A 17571-nucleotide genomic window follows, 5' to 3' on the forward strand; every position below is an offset into this window, starting at 1 on the left:
CGGCCCTTTTAGCGGCTCATTATGCTGCAATGCGGCAGCGCGCATGCTGCCATGCGATGGCATGCATGGACACTGGCATCTGGTATACGTAGATTGCCCTTCGAGATGAGACAGCACTACTGACTGTCTTGAGAAAGGGAATTCAGATGTCCAAGACCGCCACCATCGCTCTCGCCCCCTCCGCCTCGCTGTTCGCGCGCTTCATGGCCGCTGTCGATCGTTTCCTGATGGCGAGCGCCGAGATCTCGAATCACAATGGCGACCTGCCGCGTTTCGGCTTGTAAGAAGTCTTTACCCGCGCGGGAAACGGCGCACCGGTCGGCAAATTGCTGACAGAACGTATGACAGAGTTTGATCAAATGGCCCCGCTCGTCGGGGCCTTTTCTTTTCGCGCCTGCACTTCTTCAGAATCCTCGTCTCGCTCGCGACGCAACTGCGACGATTCGTCCGTCGGCGTATCCCGCTGACCAATTGTTCGGCGGCTGGCATCTCGCATACCATCTGCAACGGAACGATTGCACAACCGAAGGTGCAAGGCGCGGACTACGATGGGAGATCGACCGCAAAAGGTGACCCCACGCATGTGAACCGGGATGGGCTGACACCAGCCGACAAAGAGCGGCGGCGTCATGGATTCGACAGGGAGAGAAGCAAGATGAAGCCATTCGTTCTGAATGTCGCGCTGGCGGCAATCGTGATGTCGTGCGCCAACAGCGCCGCCAGCCGTGCGGCCTGGGAGCCCGTCCGTCCGGTCGAGTTCATCGTGCCCGCTGGCACCGGCGGCGGCGCCGATCAGATGGCCCGCACCATCCAGGGCATCGTCACCAAGCACAATCTCATGAAGCAGCCGATGGTCGTCATCAACAAGGCCGGCGGCGCGGGCGGCGAAGGCTTCCTCGACCTGAAGACATCGGCGGGCAATCCTCACAAGATCATCATCACGCTCTCGAACCTGTTCACGACGCCGCTCGCAACGGGCATTCCGTTCAACTGGAAAGACTTGAGCCCGGTAGCGATGCTGGCGCTCGACGAATTCGTGCTCTGGGTGAACGCCGAGAAACCGTACAATAGCGTCAAGGACTACGTCGACGCCGCGAAGAAAGCTCCGAGCGGCTCATTCAAGATGGGCGGTACCGGCTCGAAGCAGGAAGACCAGATCATTACGGTCGGCATCGAGAAGGCGACCGATGCGAAGTTCACCTACATTCCCTACAAGGGCGGCGGCGAGGTCGCCGTTCAGCTCGTCGGCAATCACGTCGATTCAACCGTCAACAATCCGATCGAGGCCGTCGCGCAATGGCGTGGCGGCAAACTCCGCCCGCTCTGCGTCTTCGACACCCAGCCGATGGCCTATGACGAACCGATCGCCGACGGCAAGGCGTGGAAGGATATCCCGACCTGCGCGTCGCAGGGCCTCGCGATGGAATATCTCATGCTGCGCGGCATCTTTATGTCGCCCAAGGCCACGAAGGATCAGGTCGAATATTATGTCGAGCTGTTCAAGAAGGTCCGTGCCACGCCTGAATGGCAGGACTTCATGAAGAGCGGCGCCTTCAACACGACCTTCCTGGCCGGGGCCGACTATGCCAAGTGGATCGAGGCGGAGGAAAAGCGCCACGAGGGCTTGATGAAGGAAGCCGGCTTCATCGCAACGGCGAATTGATCCCCGACGCCGACGACGGCCAAGGACGATAGCGGTCCTCGCCTTGGCCGCGACCGCAAACGACCGCGATTCCACCTGGAGACCCCGATGACAGAACGATCCGGCTCCGAATCTGGCCCGGCGCACAAGACGCTCGAATTCGGCATGGCGCTGCTGATCGGCGCCTTTGGACTGGTCGTGATCTTCGGCAGCGTAAAGGCCGGCATCAACTGGGGCGCGGAGGGCCCGCGCGCCGGCTTCTTCCCCTTCTATGTCGGTGCCGCCATCGTCGGCGCGAGCGCCATCAACCTCTGGAACGCGCAACGCGACGACGATGGCCGGGTCTTCGCGGACTGGGGACAGCTTCGCCAGGTGATGAGCGTCCTCGTGCCCACCGCGATCTATGTTGCCTCGATGCCGTTCGTCGGCCTCTACGTGGCCTCGACGGTGTTCATCGCCTGGTTCATGCGCTGGCTCGGCGGCTATCGCTGGCTGACGACCATCGCGGTCGCGGTCGGCATGCCGGTGGTGACCTATCTCGTGTTCGAGCGCTGGTTCCTGGTCCCGCTTCCCAAGGGCCCGTTCGAAGAATGGCTCGGCTTGTAGGCGCCGTCCCCTTATCATTCCTGCTTCAGGACGTATCGTATGGAAGAGTTGGCCAATCTGTTTCACGGCTTTGCGGTCGCCCTGCAGCCCTACAACATCATGCTGATGATCGTCGGCATTACGCTCGGGGTCATCATCGGCGTGCTGCCTGGCTTAGGCGGTGCCAACGGCGTGGCGATCCTGCTTCCGCTGACCTTCAGCATGCCGCCGACATCCGCGATCATCATGCTGTCCTGCATCTATTGGGGCGCTTTGTTCGGCGGTGCCATCACCTCGATCCTGTTCAACATCCCTGGCGAGCCCTGGTCCGTGGCGACCACCTTCGACGGCTATCCGATGGCGCAACAAGGCAAGCCCGGCGAAGCCCTGACCGCCGCCTTCACATCCTCCTTCGTCGGCGCGCTGTTTGCCGTCATCATGATCACGCTCGTCGCGCCGCTTGTCGCGGGATTCGCGCTGCGATTTGGTCCGGCTGAAAAGTTCGCGGTGTACTTCCTGGCGTTCTGCAGCTTCGTCGGCCTGAGCAAGGAGCCGCCTTTCAAGACCATCGCGGCGATGATGATGGGCTTCGCACTCGCGGCCGTCGGGCTGGATTCGATCACGGGACAATTGCGGCTGACCTTCGGCGTCACGGAGTTGCTCAACGGGTTCGACTTCCTGATTGCCGTGATCGGCCTGTTCGGGATCGGCGAGATCCTGCTGACCATGGAAGAAGGGCTGGCCTTCCGCGGCGGCAACGCGAGCATCAACCTGCGGGTCGTGCTTCAGACCTGGCGGGAGTTGCCCGCCTACTGGATGACCTCGCTGCGCTCCTGCCTGATCGGCTGCTGGATGGGGGTCACGCCCGCCGGCGCAACGCCCGCATCCTTCATGAGCTACGGCATCGCCAAGCGCCTGTCGCGACGCGGCAACAATTTCGGCAAGGGCGAGATCGAGGGCGTGATCGCGCCGGAGACGGCGGCGCATGCCGCGGGCACCGCGGCACTGCTGCCGATGCTGTCGCTCGGGGTGCCAGGTTCGCCGACGGCCGCCGTGCTGCTAGGCGGCTTGTTGATCTGGGGCCTGCAGCCCGGCCCGATGCTGTTCGTCGAGCAGAAGGAGTTCGTCTGGGGCCTGATCGCGTCGATGTATCTCGGCAATCTCGCGGGCCTGATCGTCGTGCTCACCTGCGTGCCGATCTTCGCCGCGATCCTGCGCGTGCCCTTCAGCATCATTGCGCCGCTTATCCTGGTGCTCTGCGCAATCGGCGCCTATTCGGTGCACAACAGCACTTTCGACGTGATGCTGATGCTGGTGTTCGGCGTGCTCGGCTATCTCCTGAAGAAGTGCAATTACCCGCTCGCGCCGCTGGTGCTCGCAATCGTGCTCGGCGACAAGGCGGAGGAAGCCTTCCGCCAATCGCTGCTGGGATCGCAGGGATCGCTCGGCGTGTTCTTCTCCAACGGCCTTGTCAGCACGATCATGGCCCTCGGCCTGGTCGCCCTGTTCTGGTCCGCGATCCAGGACGGCTACAGCCGGCTGCGCACGTCGATGGCGTGAGGCGCACGCCCGGCGTCATCGCGCCGATGGCTGCGTCAAATCCGCCGCACCCCAGACTTCTGGAATAAGAAATTCCAGTCATGATGCATTCACTGGATGGGCTGTGTGCCGGCGTGCGCGGACCGCGTGCGGCGTGACAATTGGCCAATGCGCGGGTTGCTGACAGCCGCTCGTGGCGTCGCGACCCGCCCAAGACATCTCACGGAATCAAGGCGTTGCGTTTACGCGATCCTTGTAGACAGCTACCCTCAGGCAGTGATTGGGGCTTTAAAAATGGCTGTCCAAAGTGTATGGAGGGGCCCCGCGATATTTCGCCGCACCCTCAAGTCCCTCGGTTGAATCTTGGCATAATGAATACCAAGATGCCGCCAGCGCACGCATAAAAATGATCGGCGCCTTCGGGAGGAATTCATGACGGACATGGTGCAGTCAACGGCGGCCCCTGGTGCTGCGCGCGTGAGCGATGCCTATCGCTGGGCGCAGTTGGCGGTCGGCGTCGCCGCAATGGTGATGATCGCGAACTATCAATACGGCTGGACGTTCTTCGTCCCCGACATCCAGAAGAAATTCGGCTGGGATCGCGCGTCGATCCAATGGGCCTTCACCCTGTTCGTCCTGTTCGAGACCTGGCTGGTCCCGATCGAAGGATGGTTCGTCGACAAATACGGTCCGCGCATCGTCGTGCTGGTCGGCGGGGTGCTCTGCGCCGTCGGCTGGGCGATCAACGCACAGGCCACCACGCTCAACGGCTATTATCTCGGCATGATCGTCGCCGGCATCGGCGCCGGCGGCGTCTACGGCACCTGCGTCGGCAACGCGCTGAAATGGTTTCCCGACAAGCGCGGTCTTGCCGCGGGCATCACGGCCGCGGGCTTCGGTGCTGGCTCCGCGCTGACCGTCGCGCCGATCCAGGCCATGATCAAGGACAGTGGATTCCAGACCACCTTCCTCTATTTCGGCCTCGGACAGGGCATCATCATCTGCATCCTCGCCTTCTTCCTGCTCGCGCCGAAAGCGGGCCAGGTGCCGAACGTGGTGGCGAACGCCAATCTGCTGCAGACCCGGCGCAACTACCAGCCGACCGAAGTGCTGCGTCAGCCGATCTTCTGGCTGATGTACTTCATGTTCGTGATCGTCGGCGCCGGCGGCCTGATGGTGACGGCGAACCTGAAGCCCATCGCGGCCGACTGGAAGGTCGACAACGTGCCGGTCACGCTAATGGCGGTGACGATGACGGCGGTGACGTTCGCGGCCACGATCGACCGCGTGCTCAACGGCCTGACGCGTCCGTTCTTCGGCTGGATCTCCGACATGATCGGCCGCGAGAACACGATGTTCATCGCCTTCGGCATGGAAGGCTTTGGCATCTGGATGCTCTACCTCTGGGGCCACGATCCGATCTGGTTCGTGCTGCTCTCGGGCTTCGTGTTCTTCGCCTGGGGCGAGATCTACTCGCTGTTCCCCTCGACCTGCACCGACACGTTCGGCGCCAAGTTCGCGACCACCAATGCCGGCCTGCTCTACACTGCGAAGGGCACCGCTGCACTGCTGGTGCCGATCGCCAACTACATGCAGCAATCGTCGGGGACGTGGGACAGCGTGTTCATCATCGCGGCCGGCGCCAACATCCTGGCTTCGCTGCTGGCGATCGCGGTGCTCAAGCCCTGGCGCAAGGTCGTGGTCGCCAAATCGACCGTCGCCTGACACACTCAAAATAGCTCGTCCGAACAGACGCCCGGCCTCGCGGCCGGGCGTCTTCGTTTGGCTGCTCACGGCCGGTCCCCGGGATATGGAACTGCAGAGAATTGTGACAATCCGCCGCAGTTAGGGCTTGATTTCTGGAATATCGTATACCAACCTGAGCGCAGCGTTTGCGACGATAAGACACAACATTTGCGACACTGGGTCATCTTGCAATCCCACGTCGCAATCAATCAGCGCGTTGGGAGGTTCTTGATGATTTCCAGCACGGATGGCGCCGTCACGGCCGCGCCTCTTCGCACAGGTTTCCGCTGGCTCCAGCTCGCCATGGGCATCGTCTGCATGGCGATGATCGCCAACCTGCAATATGGCTGGACGCTGTTCGTCGATCCGATCGATCACGCCCACCATTGGGGCCGCGCCGCGATCCAGCTCGCCTTCACCATCTTCGTCGTCACCGAGACCTGGCTGGTGCCGGTCGAGGCCTGGTTTGTCGACAAGTACGGCCCGCGTATCGTCATCATGTTCGGCGGCGTGATGATCGCGCTGTCGTGGATTCTCAATTCCTACGCCGACAGCCTTCCCCTGCTCTACACGGCGGCCGTCATCGGCGGCATCGGTGCGGGCGCGGTGTACGGCACCTGCGTCGGCAACGCGCTCAAATGGTTTCCCGATCGCCGCGGCCTCGCCGCTGGCGCAACCGCCGCCGGCTTCGGCGCCGGCGCCGCAATCACGGTGGTGCCGATCGCCAACATGATCGCATCGAGCGGCTACCAGCACGCCTTCCTCACCTTCGGCATCGGCCAGGGCGTGATCGTGTTCATTCTCGCCTTCTTCATCCAGCCGCCGCGAATCTCGATCCCGCCGAAGAAGAAGCAGCTCAATCTGCCGCAGACCAAGATCGACTTCACGCCGCCGCAGGTGCTGCGCGCCCCTATTTTCTGGTTGATGTACCTCGTCTTCGTCATGGTCGCATCCGGCGGTCTGATGACCGCGGCGCAGATCGCGCCGATCGCGCACGACTTCAAGATCGCCGACACGCCGGTGACGCTCGCGGGCTTCCAGATGGCGGCGTTGACGTTCGCGATCTCGCTCGACCGCATCTTCGACGGCTTCGGTCGTCCGTTCTTCGGCTTCGTGTCCGACACGATCGGCCGCGAGAATACCATGTTCATCGCCTTCGGCACCGCAGCTCTCATGCTGTTGACGCTGTCGGCCTACGGTCATGTCCCGGTCGTCTTCGTGCTCGCGACCGCGGTGTATTTCGGCGTGTTCGGCGAGATCTACTCGCTGTTCCCGGCGACCTGCGGCGACACCTTCGGCTCGGCATTCGCGACCACCAACAACGGCATGCTCTACACCGCGAAGGGCACCGCCTCGTTGCTGGTGCCGCTCGCCAGCGTGATCTCGACCGCCTATGGCTGGAAGGCCGTGTTCGTGGTGGCCGTGGCGCTGAACGCGACGGCGGCGCTGATGGCGTTGTTCGTGATCAAGCCGCTGCGCCGCTCCTTCATCCTCGGCAAGGAAGCCGAGAGCGCGCATACCGCAACGACGACCGCCGAGACCGAGACGGCGTAGCGATCACACAGCATCGCATCGGTCAAAAGGGGCGCAGCGATGCGCCCCTTTTTCATTAGGTTCTTCGCTTCCTCACGCTCGGCAAACGTCAGGATGGCTGTCGCAAGATTTTTCGGATCACCCAAACCAGCGCTTGACGGTTGGCATTATGTATACCACACTTGCCTCAACATTCACCCAGGGAGGTTGCAATGCTGGTCGGAGACATTCTGCGCAAGAAGACGCCGCGCGTCGTCACGGTGCGGATGAACGAAACGGTGGGTATCGCCGCCAAGCTCATGCGCGCCAACAACATCAGCGCTCTCGTGGTCAAGGACGTGGTCCGCTCCGAGGGTAATACAGCCGTCGGAATGTTCACCGAGCGCGACGTGGTGCGCGCCGTTGCCGAGCACGGTGCGAACGCCGTCAACGTCAAGGTCTCGCAGCTGGTCTCGGTGCAGCAGCTCGTCTCCTGCAGATCCAGCGACACGATCGAGCAGGTCCGCCATCTGATGAACCGGCATCACATCCGCCATCTGCCTGTCATCGACGATTACAGCCTCGTCTCCGTCATCAGCATGCGCGACATCGCCGCTGCCGTGGACGAGGCCCTCAACGGCAAGCCGCAGGCCGCCGCCTAAACCCAACCAACATCCCCCGGGACTGCCGGCCCCGGCTCGGATCCTTCCGAGCCGGACCGGACCTTTCGTCCCAAAATTCCGGTCCCGTGAGGATTCCATGAAGATCTGCATCTACGGCGCCGGCGCGATCGGCGGATATCTCGGGGTTCAGCTAGCGCGCGCCGGCGCCGATGTCAGCCTCATCGCGCGCGGCGCGCATCTTGCCGCCATGCGCGAGCGCGGCCTGACGCTGCTCGCCGGCGAGGAGACGCACACCGTGCATCCGCGCTGCACCGACGATCCCGCCGAGCTCGGCGTGCAGGACTTCATCATCATCACGCTGAAGGCGCATTCGATCACCGGCGTGATCGAAAGGATGCAGCCGCTGCTCGGGCCCGACACCCGCATCGTCACCGCCGTCAACGGCATCCCCTATTGGTACTTCTACAAGCACGGCGGCCAATACGAGAATTCGACGCTGGAGAGCATCGACCCCGGCGGGCGGCAATGGCGCGAGATCGGCGCCGCGCGCGCCATCGGCTGCATCGTCTATCCCGCGACCGAGATCGAGGCGCCCGGCGTGATCCGCCACGTCTACGGCAACAGCTTCCCGCTCGGCGAGCCCTCCGGCGAGATGACCGCCGACGTGCAGCGCCTTGCCGACCTGTTCGTCGCGGCCGGGCTGAAGGCGCCGGTGCTCGACCGCATCCGCGACGAGATCTGGCTCAAGCTCTGGGGCAATGTCTGCTTCAACCCGATCAGCGCGCTGACCCATGCGACGCTGGACGTGATCTGCACCGATCCGTCCACGCGTGCGCTGTCGCGCGCGATCATGGTGGAGACGCAAGCGATCGCCGAAACCTTCGGCGTCAAATTCCGCGTCGACGTCGAGCGCCGCATCGAGGGCGCCCGCAAGGTCGGCGCCCACAAGACCTCGATGCTGCAGGATCTCGAGCGTGGCCGCCCGATGGAGATCGACCCGCTCGTCACCGTGGTGCAGGAGATGGGCCGCCTCACCGGCATCGCCACGCCCGCACTGGACTCCGTGCTGGCGATGGTGACCCAGCGCGCCCGCATCGCCGGCCTCTATGACGGTGTCTCCACGCCCGGCGATCCCCGCGCACTGGCGGTAGCGTGATGGCGGTCGAGACGACGCAATGGCTGCGCTTCCGAAACAATGGCGCGACCGGCTTCGGAACGCTGACCTCGTCGGGCATCAGCTTGCACGAGGGCGAGATGTTCGGCCGCAATGCCGCGACCGGCAAGACGCTGGCGCTGTCGGAGGTCGAGCTGCTCGCCCCCTGCGTGCCCAGCAAGATCGTCGCGCTCGTATGACCTTGCGCGCGGGCGACCTCATCGCCGTCGACACCTCGGTGGGCGTCGGCGTGATGAAGGACCCCGTCAACACGGTGACGGTGGCCAACGACGGCACCGGCGAACTCACCAATGAATTCCGGCTGTAGCCGCAGCCGCCGCCCCCTGGCCCGGATGAGCGCGACGGCATCCGGGACGGGTCGCTTGGTCCCGACTTATTCTTGCCGCAGCGCGGCAAAATTGATCCTGCGCAAATCGCGCCGGCACGTCCGCCTTTATCCTGTCCGGTAATCAATTTCTGACGCCAGGGAGGACGCCATGACGAATGCATCGAATGCACTGATGTGGACGGCTCTGTACTTTGCTCTCGCGTTCGGTGCGATCTTCGTGGTCTGGTTCGCCGACAAGATACGCTCGAGCTTGCTCGGGAAATAAGCGCACGCACGACGCCGTAGCCAGCGGGGCGACTTTCGGGGGCGGCTTTTCGCGTGGCCCCCGCATCAACACATGCAGGTTGCGAACGCCGCTCGATCCGTGATGGCGAGGCATCACGCGTGTGTGGGAGTGGCCGGGAAAACCCGGCTCCCTACCCGCCGCTCCACCCATCGGCCAACGCAACGAGCCGTGGATCGCACCGCCCCCCACCACCCCCAAGCCACCGCTCCCCCTTGCGCTCGGTTCCGCTCTTGGCAATCATGGCCAAAATGTGCGCCGGCGTGAGGAATTTCACGATGTGGCTGTTTTTCCTGGTTGCCTGGGTCGTCCTGCTGGCGGCCATCGCGTTCCTCGCCCAGCAGGCATTTGGTTACGACATTGCCCACCTGCCCGGCTCGTTCGCGGCGCTTCCCTTGCCGCAGCGCATCGCGACCGGCGCCATCGGGACGATTGCGCTGGCGCTGATTGGGGCAACCACTTGGCGGTTGTCGCGCCAGGACCGCCGCCTCGACACGTTGCGCGACCGCCTCAAGAAAACCCGCGAGGACGTCGTCGTCGCCCACGCCCTGCAAAACCATCTCGACGCCACCGTCCAGCATCTGATCGAGAGCGATCCCAGGGAAGCGGTCTCCGCGCTGCACGACAAGCTCGGCGAAACCGAGCAGCGCGCACTGCTCCAGCAGGGCCGCAACCAGTCCACCGACATGCACGACCAGCTCGCCGAAATCCGCCGCCGCCAACAGGCATTGCGTGAGATGGTCGGCAAGGTCGCCGACCAGCGCCGCGCGGTCGAGCCGGTCTTCACCGAAATCCGCGACCGCCAGAACCAGCTCGAACGCTCCCTGCACGACCTCGAGACCGACGACCGCAAGAACAACCTCGCCGACCGGCAGAGGGACATCGCGCGCGACGTGGCGGCGCTTCTGGGTCGGGTGAGCGCGGTGCAGGAGACGTTTGCAACCCTCAACCAGTACAAGGAAGACCTTGCCAAGTCCCACGCCGAGCTTGTGCCCCTGCGGTCGAGCGACGCCGGCATCAACGCCCTGATCAGCGAGCTCAGCCTCAGCCATGACCGCCTGGCCAAGACCATCGACGAGCTCGAGACCGGCGGTGAGACAACGCTTGCCACCCGCGTCGAGACGTTGTCGAAGAACAAGATCGAGATCGAACAGCGCCTCGCCCGCATCGACGACAGCTTCAACATCCTGAAGGCTATCAGGCTCGACTTCGAGGAGCTCGGCCAGCGCCAGGCCCAGCTCGAACGGTCGCTCGCCGATGTCGAGACGGACGCCGACGGCAAGACTCTCACTGAGCGCCAGAACGCGCTGAACGAGTTCGTCCTGCAGTCGCGCCGGCGCCTCGGCGCCCTGCAGGAGACCCTCGCGACACTGAACGCCTTCAAGGCAGAGCTGTCGAAATCGCAGGCCGACCTCGTCCCGCTGAAGGCGCCGGTGTTCGGCATCGAAGCCCTGATCGTGGAGGTCGGCACCACCCGCGATCTCCTCGCCAAAACGGTCGGCGAAATCGAGGCGAACGGCGACATCACGCTCGCCTCACGCGTCGACGCGCTGACCCAAAGCAAGCGCGAGGTCGAAGACCGCCTCGCGCGCGTCTTTGACAATTTCAACGCGCTCGATGCCTTGCGCAAGGACATCGGCGGCATCTTCTCGACGATCCGCAATAGCCTCAACCGGATCGGGTGACGCTGCCCTGCGCCGCAACGATGAAGCCGCCGGCTATTCTCGGTTCACTCGGCCCATGATACAATCTTGGCGCGAGCATCTGGATTTCTGGTTTTTCGACTCGATCATCATTCCATCGCCGGCACCGACCCACTGAGGCCGGCCATGTTGATATTCGGAGGATGCGTCCATGGCCGCCCGGAGAGTCACGCAGTCTGCCAGGAAGACCAAATCCGAAGCAAAGACATCGAAATCAAGGGCCAAAGCAAAGGCCAAGACGAAAAAGGCCGCGGTCAAATCCAGATCCAGATCGGTCAAGAAGTCCAAGACAGCCAAGACGTCTGGATCGGTCAAGAAGTCCAAATCGGCCAAGACTGCCAAGTCCAAGGCGAGCAAGACAGCCGCCAAGGCAAAGAAAAGCAAAACCGCAAAGAGCAAGACCGGCGCGTCCAAGACGAAAAAGACCGGCACGGGCAAGAGTGCGAAGAAGGCGGGCACGTCGACCAAGTTGTCAGCCACGACGCGGCCCGCTGTTCCCACGCCGGGCGTGACATCGCCCGCCGTGTCGAATCCGCCCTCGGGCGCGTCGGGCTTCCAGGTCGTTGGGACCAACGCCAATGCGCCGTTTTCGCTGAAACTGCATCGCGGCGACGGCATGACGCTGATCGCGATGAACTGGAAGGCCGGCCAGCCGCCGGCGAATTTCGTCGGCTTTGCGATCGAGTATCAGGAGCCCGGCGGCAGCACGTTCTTTGCGCTGAACAACCGGCTTGGTTTTCTCGACGCCTCGGGCAACGTCAATCCCCAAAAGCTTTCGACGCTGCAATCGCCGATCCAGAAATTCCGTTGGGTGCATTTCCCACGTAACGCCGAACTCGTCGGCGACTTTATCTATCGCGTCACGCCAATGTTCATGGATGCGCAAGGCGCCCTAAGCAAGGGCGAGCCGCAGCAGGCGCCGATCCAGCTCGCGCGCGAGACCTATCCCGGCATCGCCAATGTCACCTTCACCCGCGGCTTCGTATCGTCGCAAGCCTTCGTCGACCGCTACTTGGCGCATGGCCCGATCAACACGCTGGTGGCGCCTCTAGCCGCAAAGGGGCTGGACTTCAAGCCGACGCATCCCGACACGCAGTCCGCCCTGGCCTGGATGGGATTTGAGGCGCGCGGCGCGATCCTGCAGACCCTCGACGAGGCGATCGCCGACCATGCCGAGGTCCGCGTCGTCGCTTACGACTTCAATCTGCCTGAAATCCTCGACCGCCTCGTCCAGCTCGGACCGTCGCTCAAGATCATTATCGACGACAGTGACCCGCACGGCGACGGCGATTCCGCGGAAACGGCTGCGGAGAGCCGCCTGGTCGCCTCGGCCGGGCGGCAAAACGTGCTGCGCCAGCATATGGGCAACCTGCAGCACAACAAGACGATCGCGGTGAACGGGCCGACCGTGAAGAAGGTGGTGTTCGGCTCGACCAACCTGTCTTGGCGCGGCTTCTACGTGCAGGCCAACAACGCCCTGGAGGTGACCGGGCAGAAGCCTGTCGATCTCGCCTTCGAAGCATTCGACAGCTACGTCGCCGAGAGCAACAGCGCCGCGGGCTTTGGCGCAACGCCCTCCGCCGACTGGCAGGATCTCGGCCTTCCCGGCATCGATGCGAAGGTGGCGTTCTCGCCGCACATCGCCGCCAACGCCAAGCTTGACGAGATCGCGGCCGACCTCAAGAGCACGACGTCGTCATTGCTCTACTCCCTCGCCTTTCTATTCCAGACGGGCGGCTCCGTGCGTGATGCGATCGAAGACCTCACCAAGGACAGCAATATCTTCGTCTACGGCATATCCGACAAGAAGGTCGGCGGCATCGACGTCCAGGACCCCAACGGAAACGTCACCCCGGTGTTCGCCGCCGAGCTCGGCGCCAACGTGCCGGAACCCTTCAAGTCGGAGCCGACCGGCGGCACCGGCACGCGCATGCATCACAAGTTCACCGTGATCGACTTCGACAAACCGACGGCGCGGGTCTATCTGGGATCATACAATTTCTCCAAGCCGGCCGATCGCCAGAACGGCGAAAATCTCCTGATCATCAAAGACCGGCGCATCGCCGTGTCCTACATGATCGAGGCGCTCAGCATCTTCGACCACTACACGTTCCGGGTCGCGGTCAAGCAGGCCAGGAGCAAGGGCAAGAGGCTGCATCTGGCACGGCCGCCGGGGCCAGGCGAACAGGCGTGGTTCGAAGACGACTTCACCGTCGGACACAAGATCAAGGACCGGCTGCTGTTCGCCTGAAGGGTGCGACACCCGGACATTCGCGGGACGGGCGGCGCGAGGCGCACCCGTCCCGCAAACGGCTGCGGCGCCGTCAGCAGCCGCGTGACTGCGAAACATCCATACACATCACATCTGCGCGCGCCCGATCAATGCCGCCAACATGTCCCGCGCGCGCCGCAACTTGGTCGTATTCCGCCGCCCTTCTGCAAGGCGTGTCTGGGGGCACGGCATGGCCGTGTTTCGACCAAACCTTCTAGGGGTATCGCTGTGAAGAAGATTGTAATTGCTTTGGGTGCCACGCTTACTCTGGTGACGGCTGCGAACGCTGCGGATCTGCCGCGTCGCCAACCCGTGCCCGTTTATCCGGCCGAGCAGGCACCGATTGGCAAGATGCCGATTGGCAAAAGCCCGGTTGGAAAAGCCCCGATCGGCAAGGCGCCCGGCCCGGTCGCCGCTCGCTACTGAGACGTAGCGCAAAACCAGCGTAGGCGGCCGACAGTCGAGGGGCATCGCGTGACAAGCAAACCTGATCGATCGAGACCCGGTATCCTTGCAGGGGTTGCCCTCGCGGCCATGGTCGCGTGTATGACGCACTCGGCGTTGGCCCAAGAAGTGAACAAGCGCGTTGCTGACGCCAATGCGCTTGCCACGACCGACACAACCTCGCGACCGGCGCCGCAATCGACACGGCGCTCCGTCGCTCGCGCGGAGAAGGGTCCTTACTACGTCGACTTCCGCGCCCGCACGGCCGCGAGCTGGGGCCACGCCTTCGTCTGGTACGGCAAGACCAGCGAGAAGGCGGTCGAAGTCGCCGGCCTCACGCCCGCCGGCGACACGTTGGCCTACGTGCTCGGCCATCTTACCTTCGTTCCCGCGGAGACCGGTGCGAGCTACGGCGACCTCGATCCGGAATATCTGACCGCGAGCTACCGCGTCTATCTCAACGAGGCCGACGCCAAGCGCGTGTTCGCTTACATCAAGAAACTTCAGGCGAACTCGCCGGTGTGGAACGCCGAGACCATGAACTGCACCGGCTTCATCGGCGACATCGCCGAGTTCATGGGCCTCGAGGTCCCCAACCGCTGGCAGCGTCCCGAAAACTTCGTCAACCGCCTGAAGGAAATGAATGGCGGCCGGCGGATGGTGCGGCTGTCGGCGGATTAGCTCTACCGTCATTGATGCAGGAGTGCCCTTGCGCACTTGCCGCGTCCGGCGTGATCCCCACGTCCGCCGGCAAAACACCCCGTCAAATCCGCGACCCCGCCTGTCAAGTCCCACCCGTCAAAATATTCCACTTTACCGAAATTCTGATTTAGCGTAGTTGCAGGTCACCTTGGCCCGAGACGAGGGGCGGATCGCGATCGTCACGAACCGCGGGCCGGGGTGCGATGGACGCGACGGCGTCGGGCGCGAGCTGCATTGCAGGGCGGGACACCGTGAGCAAGGCACGCTTCGCGCATACGACCCGGCGTCGACAGCGTCTTCGCATGGCTTCGGGGGCGAGCACACGCCACCCCCCGGATTCCCAGCGAGGACGTGCGCGGACGGTCAAGTCGTGTGGTCCTGACGCCCGGGGTCTGTGCGTCAAGTCCTGTGGTGGTGTGGCGGCCGACCGGTGCGCGCATCAGTCATCCGCAAGGCGACGGGGGCAATAGTGCAACGCTCCCCGAGGAGAGCACGAAATACGCCGTAAACCATCGCGCAGGGAAGGCCGGGCGTTCGGCTCACCTGTGGTCCACCCCGTGTGCATCTTTTTGCGCATGGACTTACGGGTGCCAGCCGGCGCCCGGCCTTCCCTGCGCCCTTGTCCTTGATGAGGGCAGCGCAACGAAGCAAGGCTCGGGCGGAATGCGCCGCGAGGATGCGAAGGTGTGTCTGCTGTTTGCAAGTCGGATCGAGATTGATCAGCAGATTGTGCGTCCATCCCCCGGACGCAGCGATGAGCCGGGGCCCATCTTTCGGAGCGCTCGCTGGGAATGGCTCCCGGCTCTGCGCCGCAACGCTGCGAGCTTGCAGCGCGTCCGGGACACGAGCCAGGATTGTCCACGCCACGGAATCCTCCTCTTCCCTGCATGATCGCCCTGTCCCCACCGCACGTCCCGCTGATAGACTTTTGTCCCCCCCGGCGGCATCCTCCCCGCATCAACCGATAACAAGCCTGCGCCGCCCAGGGGGAGACACATCATGCTGCAGACACGGTTCACCAAACTCGTCGGCGTCGAGCACCCGATCGTCCAAGGCGGCATGCAATGGGTCGGCCGCGCCGAACTGGTCGCCGCCGTCGCCAATGCCGGCGCGCTCGGCTTCATCACCGCGCTGACCCAGCCGACGCCGGAGGATTTGACCAAGGAGATCGCGCGCTGCCGCGACCTCACCGACAAGCCGTTCGGCGTCAACCTCACCATCCTGCCCGCGATCAAGCCGCCGCCTTATGCCGAATACCGCGCCGCCATCATCGAAGCCGGCATCACCGTGGTCGAGACTGCCGGCAACAAGCCGCAGGAGCATGTCGACGAGTTCAAGAAGCACGGCGTCAAGGTCGTGCACAAATGCACCAGCGTCCGCCACGCGCTCTCGGCCGAGCGCATGGGCGTCGACGCCATCTCGATCGACGGCTTCGAATGCGCCGGCCATCCCGGCGAGGACGACACGCCCGGCCTGATCCTGATCCCCGCCGCCGCCAACAAGATCAAGATCCCGATGATCGCCTCGGGCGGGTTTGCCGACGCCCGCGGACTCGTAGCGGCGCTGGCGCTGGGCGCCGAGGGCATCAACATGGGCACGCGCTTCATGGCGACCAAGGAGAGCCCGATCCATCAGCTCATCAAGGAGAAGATCGTCGCCAACGACGAGCGCGAGACCGAGCTGATCTTCCGCACCATGCGCAACACCTCGCGCGTCGCCAAGAACGAAATCTCGACCAAGGTCGTCGCCATGGAGAAGGAGGGCGCCAAGTTCGAGGACATCCGCGAGCTGGTCGCGGGCGCCCGCGGCAAGATGGTCTATGCCACCGGCAATTCCGACGAAGGCATCTGGTCGGCCGGTCAGGTGCAGGGCCTGATCCAGGACATCCCGAGCTGCGCCGAGCTCGTCTCCCGCATCGTGCGCGAGGCGGAAGCCATCATCCGCAGCCGGCTCGAAGGCATGATCGTTCATCCGAACGCACAAGCCGCAGAATAGTCAGAAGCGAGAGCAATCCATGAAAGCCTACGTCTACGGTCCCAACGGCGCGGCAATCTCTGACGTCGCTCAACCAAAACCCAAGGGCACGCAAGTCCTGGTTCGCGTGCGCGCCTGCGGGCTCAACCGCGCCGACACCGGCATGCGCAAGGGCCACGCCCATGGTGCGGCCGGCGGCGCCGGCACCGTGCTGGGCATGGAATGGGCCGGCGAGGTCGCCGAACTCGGGCCGGACGCCACGGGCGTGAAGATCGGCGACCGCGTCATGGGCTCGGGAAGCGCTGCCTTTGCCGAATACACGCTCGCCGATCACGGCCGGCTGTTCCGCGCGCCCTCGAACATGAACTTCGAGGAAGCCGCCACCCTCCCCGTCGCGCTCGCGACCATGCACAACGCCGTCGTCACCGTCGGCGGCGTGCAGCCGGGCCAGAGCGTGCTGATCCAGGGCGCGAGCTCCGGCGTCGGCCTGATGGCGATGCAGATTGCACGACTCAAGGACGCCAAGCTCGTCATCGGCTCCTCGACCGATGCCACCCGCCGCGGCCGGCTGAAGGAGTACGGCGCCGACCTCGCCGTCGATTCCTCCAATCCCAAATGGGTCGACGAGGTCCTGAAGGCAACGAACGGCGAAGGCGTCGACCTCATCGTCGACCAGGTCTCGGGCAAGGTCGCGAGCCAGAACCTCGCCGCGACCAAGGTGAAGGGCCGCATCGTCAATGTCGGCAGGCTCGGCGGCACCCATGCCGATTTCAACTTCGACCTGCATGCGGCGCGCCGCATCGACTATGTCGGCGTCACCTTCCGCACCCGCACCATCGAAGAGGTCCGCGAGATCTTCGAGGAGGTCAGAAAGGACATCTGGGGCGCGGTCGAATCGCGAAAGCTCCAGCTGCCGATCGACCGGGTGTTCGCATTCGCCGACATCGACCAGGCGTTCGAGCACATGGAGGCGAACAAGCATCTGGGGAAGATCGTGGTGACGATGTGAGGGGGCGGTTGCGGAGCGAGAAGCGCATTGTCCTC

General features: G+C 63.9%; 16 protein-coding genes and 1 pseudogene. 16 read left to right on the plus strand and 1 reads right to left on the minus strand.

Annotation, left to right across the window (positions count from 1 at the left end; all coding sequences use genetic code 11):
- The first annotated feature begins 146 nt into the window (after nucleotides 1–146).
- The 11 genes and pseudogenes from JQ580_RS15845 to JQ580_RS15890 all read left to right on the plus strand — a co-directional run bounded on the left by JQ580_RS15845 (nucleotide 147) and on the right by JQ580_RS15890 (nucleotide 11117).
- A complete protein-coding gene (locus tag JQ580_RS15845; protein ID WP_167443339.1) occupies nucleotides 147–284 on the plus strand; it encodes a hypothetical protein in 138 nt (45 codons plus the stop codon).
- A gap of 371 nt (nucleotides 285–655) precedes the next feature.
- Nucleotides 656–1663: a Bug family tripartite tricarboxylate transporter substrate binding protein gene (locus tag JQ580_RS15850; protein WP_212280997.1), complete on the plus strand. Its 1008-nt coding sequence runs from the start codon at nucleotides 656–658 to the stop codon at nucleotides 1661–1663.
- An 87-nt stretch (nucleotides 1664–1750) separates the two neighbouring features.
- Nucleotides 1751–2248, plus strand: a complete 498-nt coding sequence (locus tag JQ580_RS15855) for a tripartite tricarboxylate transporter TctB family protein (protein WP_212280998.1) — start codon at nucleotides 1751–1753, stop codon at nucleotides 2246–2248.
- A gap of 39 nt (nucleotides 2249–2287) precedes the next feature.
- Nucleotides 2288–3787, plus strand: coding sequence for a tripartite tricarboxylate transporter permease (locus JQ580_RS15860; RefSeq protein WP_212280999.1), 1500 nt, complete (start codon nucleotides 2288–2290; stop codon nucleotides 3785–3787).
- 411 nt (nucleotides 3788–4198) lie between these two features.
- The gene (gene oxlT / locus JQ580_RS15865) at nucleotides 4199–5491 is read left to right on the plus strand and encodes an oxalate/formate MFS antiporter (protein ID WP_212281000.1); all 1293 of its coding nucleotides are present in this window, start codon (nucleotides 4199–4201) and stop codon (nucleotides 5489–5491) included.
- A gap of 252 nt (nucleotides 5492–5743) precedes the next feature.
- Nucleotides 5744–7066 (plus strand): oxalate/formate MFS antiporter, encoded by a 1323-nt coding sequence (gene oxlT / locus JQ580_RS15870; RefSeq protein ID WP_212281001.1) that lies wholly within the window; start codon nucleotides 5744–5746, stop codon nucleotides 7064–7066.
- Nucleotides 7067–7257: 191 nt separating this feature from the next.
- Complete coding sequence (locus JQ580_RS15875) at nucleotides 7258–7686, plus strand: CBS domain-containing protein (protein ID WP_212281002.1); 429 nt, start codon at nucleotides 7258–7260, stop codon at nucleotides 7684–7686.
- Between the two features lie 97 nt (nucleotides 7687–7783).
- Entirely contained in the window at nucleotides 7784–8803 is a 1020-nt protein-coding gene (locus JQ580_RS15880) for a 2-dehydropantoate 2-reductase (RefSeq protein WP_212281003.1), read from the plus strand.
- A pseudogene (locus JQ580_RS34305) lies at nucleotides 8803–8994 on the plus strand (DUF2437 domain-containing protein); the annotation flags it as partial. The gene JQ580_RS15880 and the pseudogene JQ580_RS34305, both read left to right, overlap by 1 nt.
- A 2-nt stretch (nucleotides 8995–8996) precedes the next feature.
- Nucleotides 8997–9128 (plus strand): hypothetical protein, encoded by a 132-nt coding sequence (locus JQ580_RS34310; RefSeq protein WP_283813962.1) that lies wholly within the window; start codon nucleotides 8997–8999, stop codon nucleotides 9126–9128.
- Nucleotides 9129–9710: 582 nt separating this feature from the next.
- Entirely contained in the window at nucleotides 9711–11117 is a 1407-nt protein-coding gene (locus JQ580_RS15890; RefSeq protein ID WP_212281004.1) for a coiled-coil domain-containing protein, read from the plus strand.
- Nucleotides 11118–11150: 33 nt separating this feature from the next.
- Here JQ580_RS15890 and JQ580_RS34225 read toward each other — a convergent pair whose 3' ends face one another.
- Nucleotides 11151–11615, minus strand: a complete 465-nt coding sequence (locus JQ580_RS34225) for a hypothetical protein (protein WP_212281005.1) — start codon at nucleotides 11613–11615, stop codon at nucleotides 11151–11153.
- A 43-nt stretch (nucleotides 11616–11658) separates the two neighbouring features.
- Here JQ580_RS34225 and JQ580_RS15900 point away from each other — a divergent pair, with 43 nt between their 5' ends.
- The 5 genes from JQ580_RS15900 (at nucleotide 11659) to JQ580_RS15920 (ending at nucleotide 17536) form a co-directional block, all read left to right on the plus strand.
- Entirely contained in the window at nucleotides 11659–13386 is a 1728-nt protein-coding gene (locus tag JQ580_RS15900; protein ID WP_212281006.1) for a phospholipase D-like domain-containing protein, read from the plus strand.
- 249 nt (nucleotides 13387–13635) lie between these two features.
- Complete coding sequence (locus JQ580_RS15905) at nucleotides 13636–13833, plus strand: hypothetical protein (protein ID WP_409363205.1); 198 nt, start codon at nucleotides 13636–13638, stop codon at nucleotides 13831–13833.
- A 48-nt stretch (nucleotides 13834–13881) separates the two neighbouring features.
- The gene (locus tag JQ580_RS15910; protein WP_212281007.1) at nucleotides 13882–14532 is read left to right on the plus strand and encodes a hypothetical protein; all 651 of its coding nucleotides are present in this window, start codon (nucleotides 13882–13884) and stop codon (nucleotides 14530–14532) included.
- Nucleotides 14533–15552: 1020 nt separating this feature from the next.
- Nucleotides 15553–16548: an NAD(P)H-dependent flavin oxidoreductase gene (locus tag JQ580_RS15915; RefSeq protein ID WP_212281008.1), complete on the plus strand. Its 996-nt coding sequence runs from the start codon at nucleotides 15553–15555 to the stop codon at nucleotides 16546–16548.
- A gap of 19 nt (nucleotides 16549–16567) precedes the next feature.
- Nucleotides 16568–17536 (plus strand): quinone oxidoreductase family protein, encoded by a 969-nt coding sequence (locus tag JQ580_RS15920; RefSeq protein ID WP_212281009.1) that lies wholly within the window; start codon nucleotides 16568–16570, stop codon nucleotides 17534–17536.
- The last annotated feature ends 35 nt before the right edge of the window (nucleotides 17537–17571 follow it).

This window comes from Bradyrhizobium sp. SZCCT0148, from assembly GCF_018129985.1.
GTDB classification, from domain to species: domain Bacteria; phylum Pseudomonadota; class Alphaproteobacteria; order Rhizobiales; family Xanthobacteraceae; genus Bradyrhizobium; species Bradyrhizobium japonicum_H.

Coding starts and splice junctions, on each gene's coding strand:
- JQ580_RS15845 (WP_167443339.1), top strand. CDS start 147: ATGTCCAAGACCGCCACCATCGCTCTCGCCCCCTCCGCCTCGCTGTTC.
- JQ580_RS15850 (WP_212280997.1), top strand. CDS start 656: ATGAAGCCATTCGTTCTGAATGTCGCGCTGGCGGCAATCGTGATGTCG.
- JQ580_RS15855 (WP_212280998.1), top strand. CDS start 1,751: ATGACAGAACGATCCGGCTCCGAATCTGGCCCGGCGCACAAGACGCTC.
- JQ580_RS15860 (WP_212280999.1), top strand. CDS start 2,288: ATGGAAGAGTTGGCCAATCTGTTTCACGGCTTTGCGGTCGCCCTGCAG.
- oxlT (WP_212281000.1), top strand. CDS start 4,199: ATGACGGACATGGTGCAGTCAACGGCGGCCCCTGGTGCTGCGCGCGTG.
- oxlT (WP_212281001.1), top strand. CDS start 5,744: ATGATTTCCAGCACGGATGGCGCCGTCACGGCCGCGCCTCTTCGCACA.
- JQ580_RS15875 (WP_212281002.1), top strand. CDS start 7,258: ATGCTGGTCGGAGACATTCTGCGCAAGAAGACGCCGCGCGTCGTCACG.
- JQ580_RS15880 (WP_212281003.1), top strand. CDS start 7,784: ATGAAGATCTGCATCTACGGCGCCGGCGCGATCGGCGGATATCTCGGG.
- JQ580_RS34310 (WP_283813962.1), top strand. CDS start 8,997: ATGACCTTGCGCGCGGGCGACCTCATCGCCGTCGACACCTCGGTGGGC.
- JQ580_RS15890 (WP_212281004.1), top strand. CDS start 9,711: ATGTGGCTGTTTTTCCTGGTTGCCTGGGTCGTCCTGCTGGCGGCCATC.
- JQ580_RS15915 (WP_212281008.1), top strand. CDS start 15,553: ATGCTGCAGACACGGTTCACCAAACTCGTCGGCGTCGAGCACCCGATC.
- JQ580_RS15920 (WP_212281009.1), top strand. CDS start 16,568: ATGAAAGCCTACGTCTACGGTCCCAACGGCGCGGCAATCTCTGACGTC.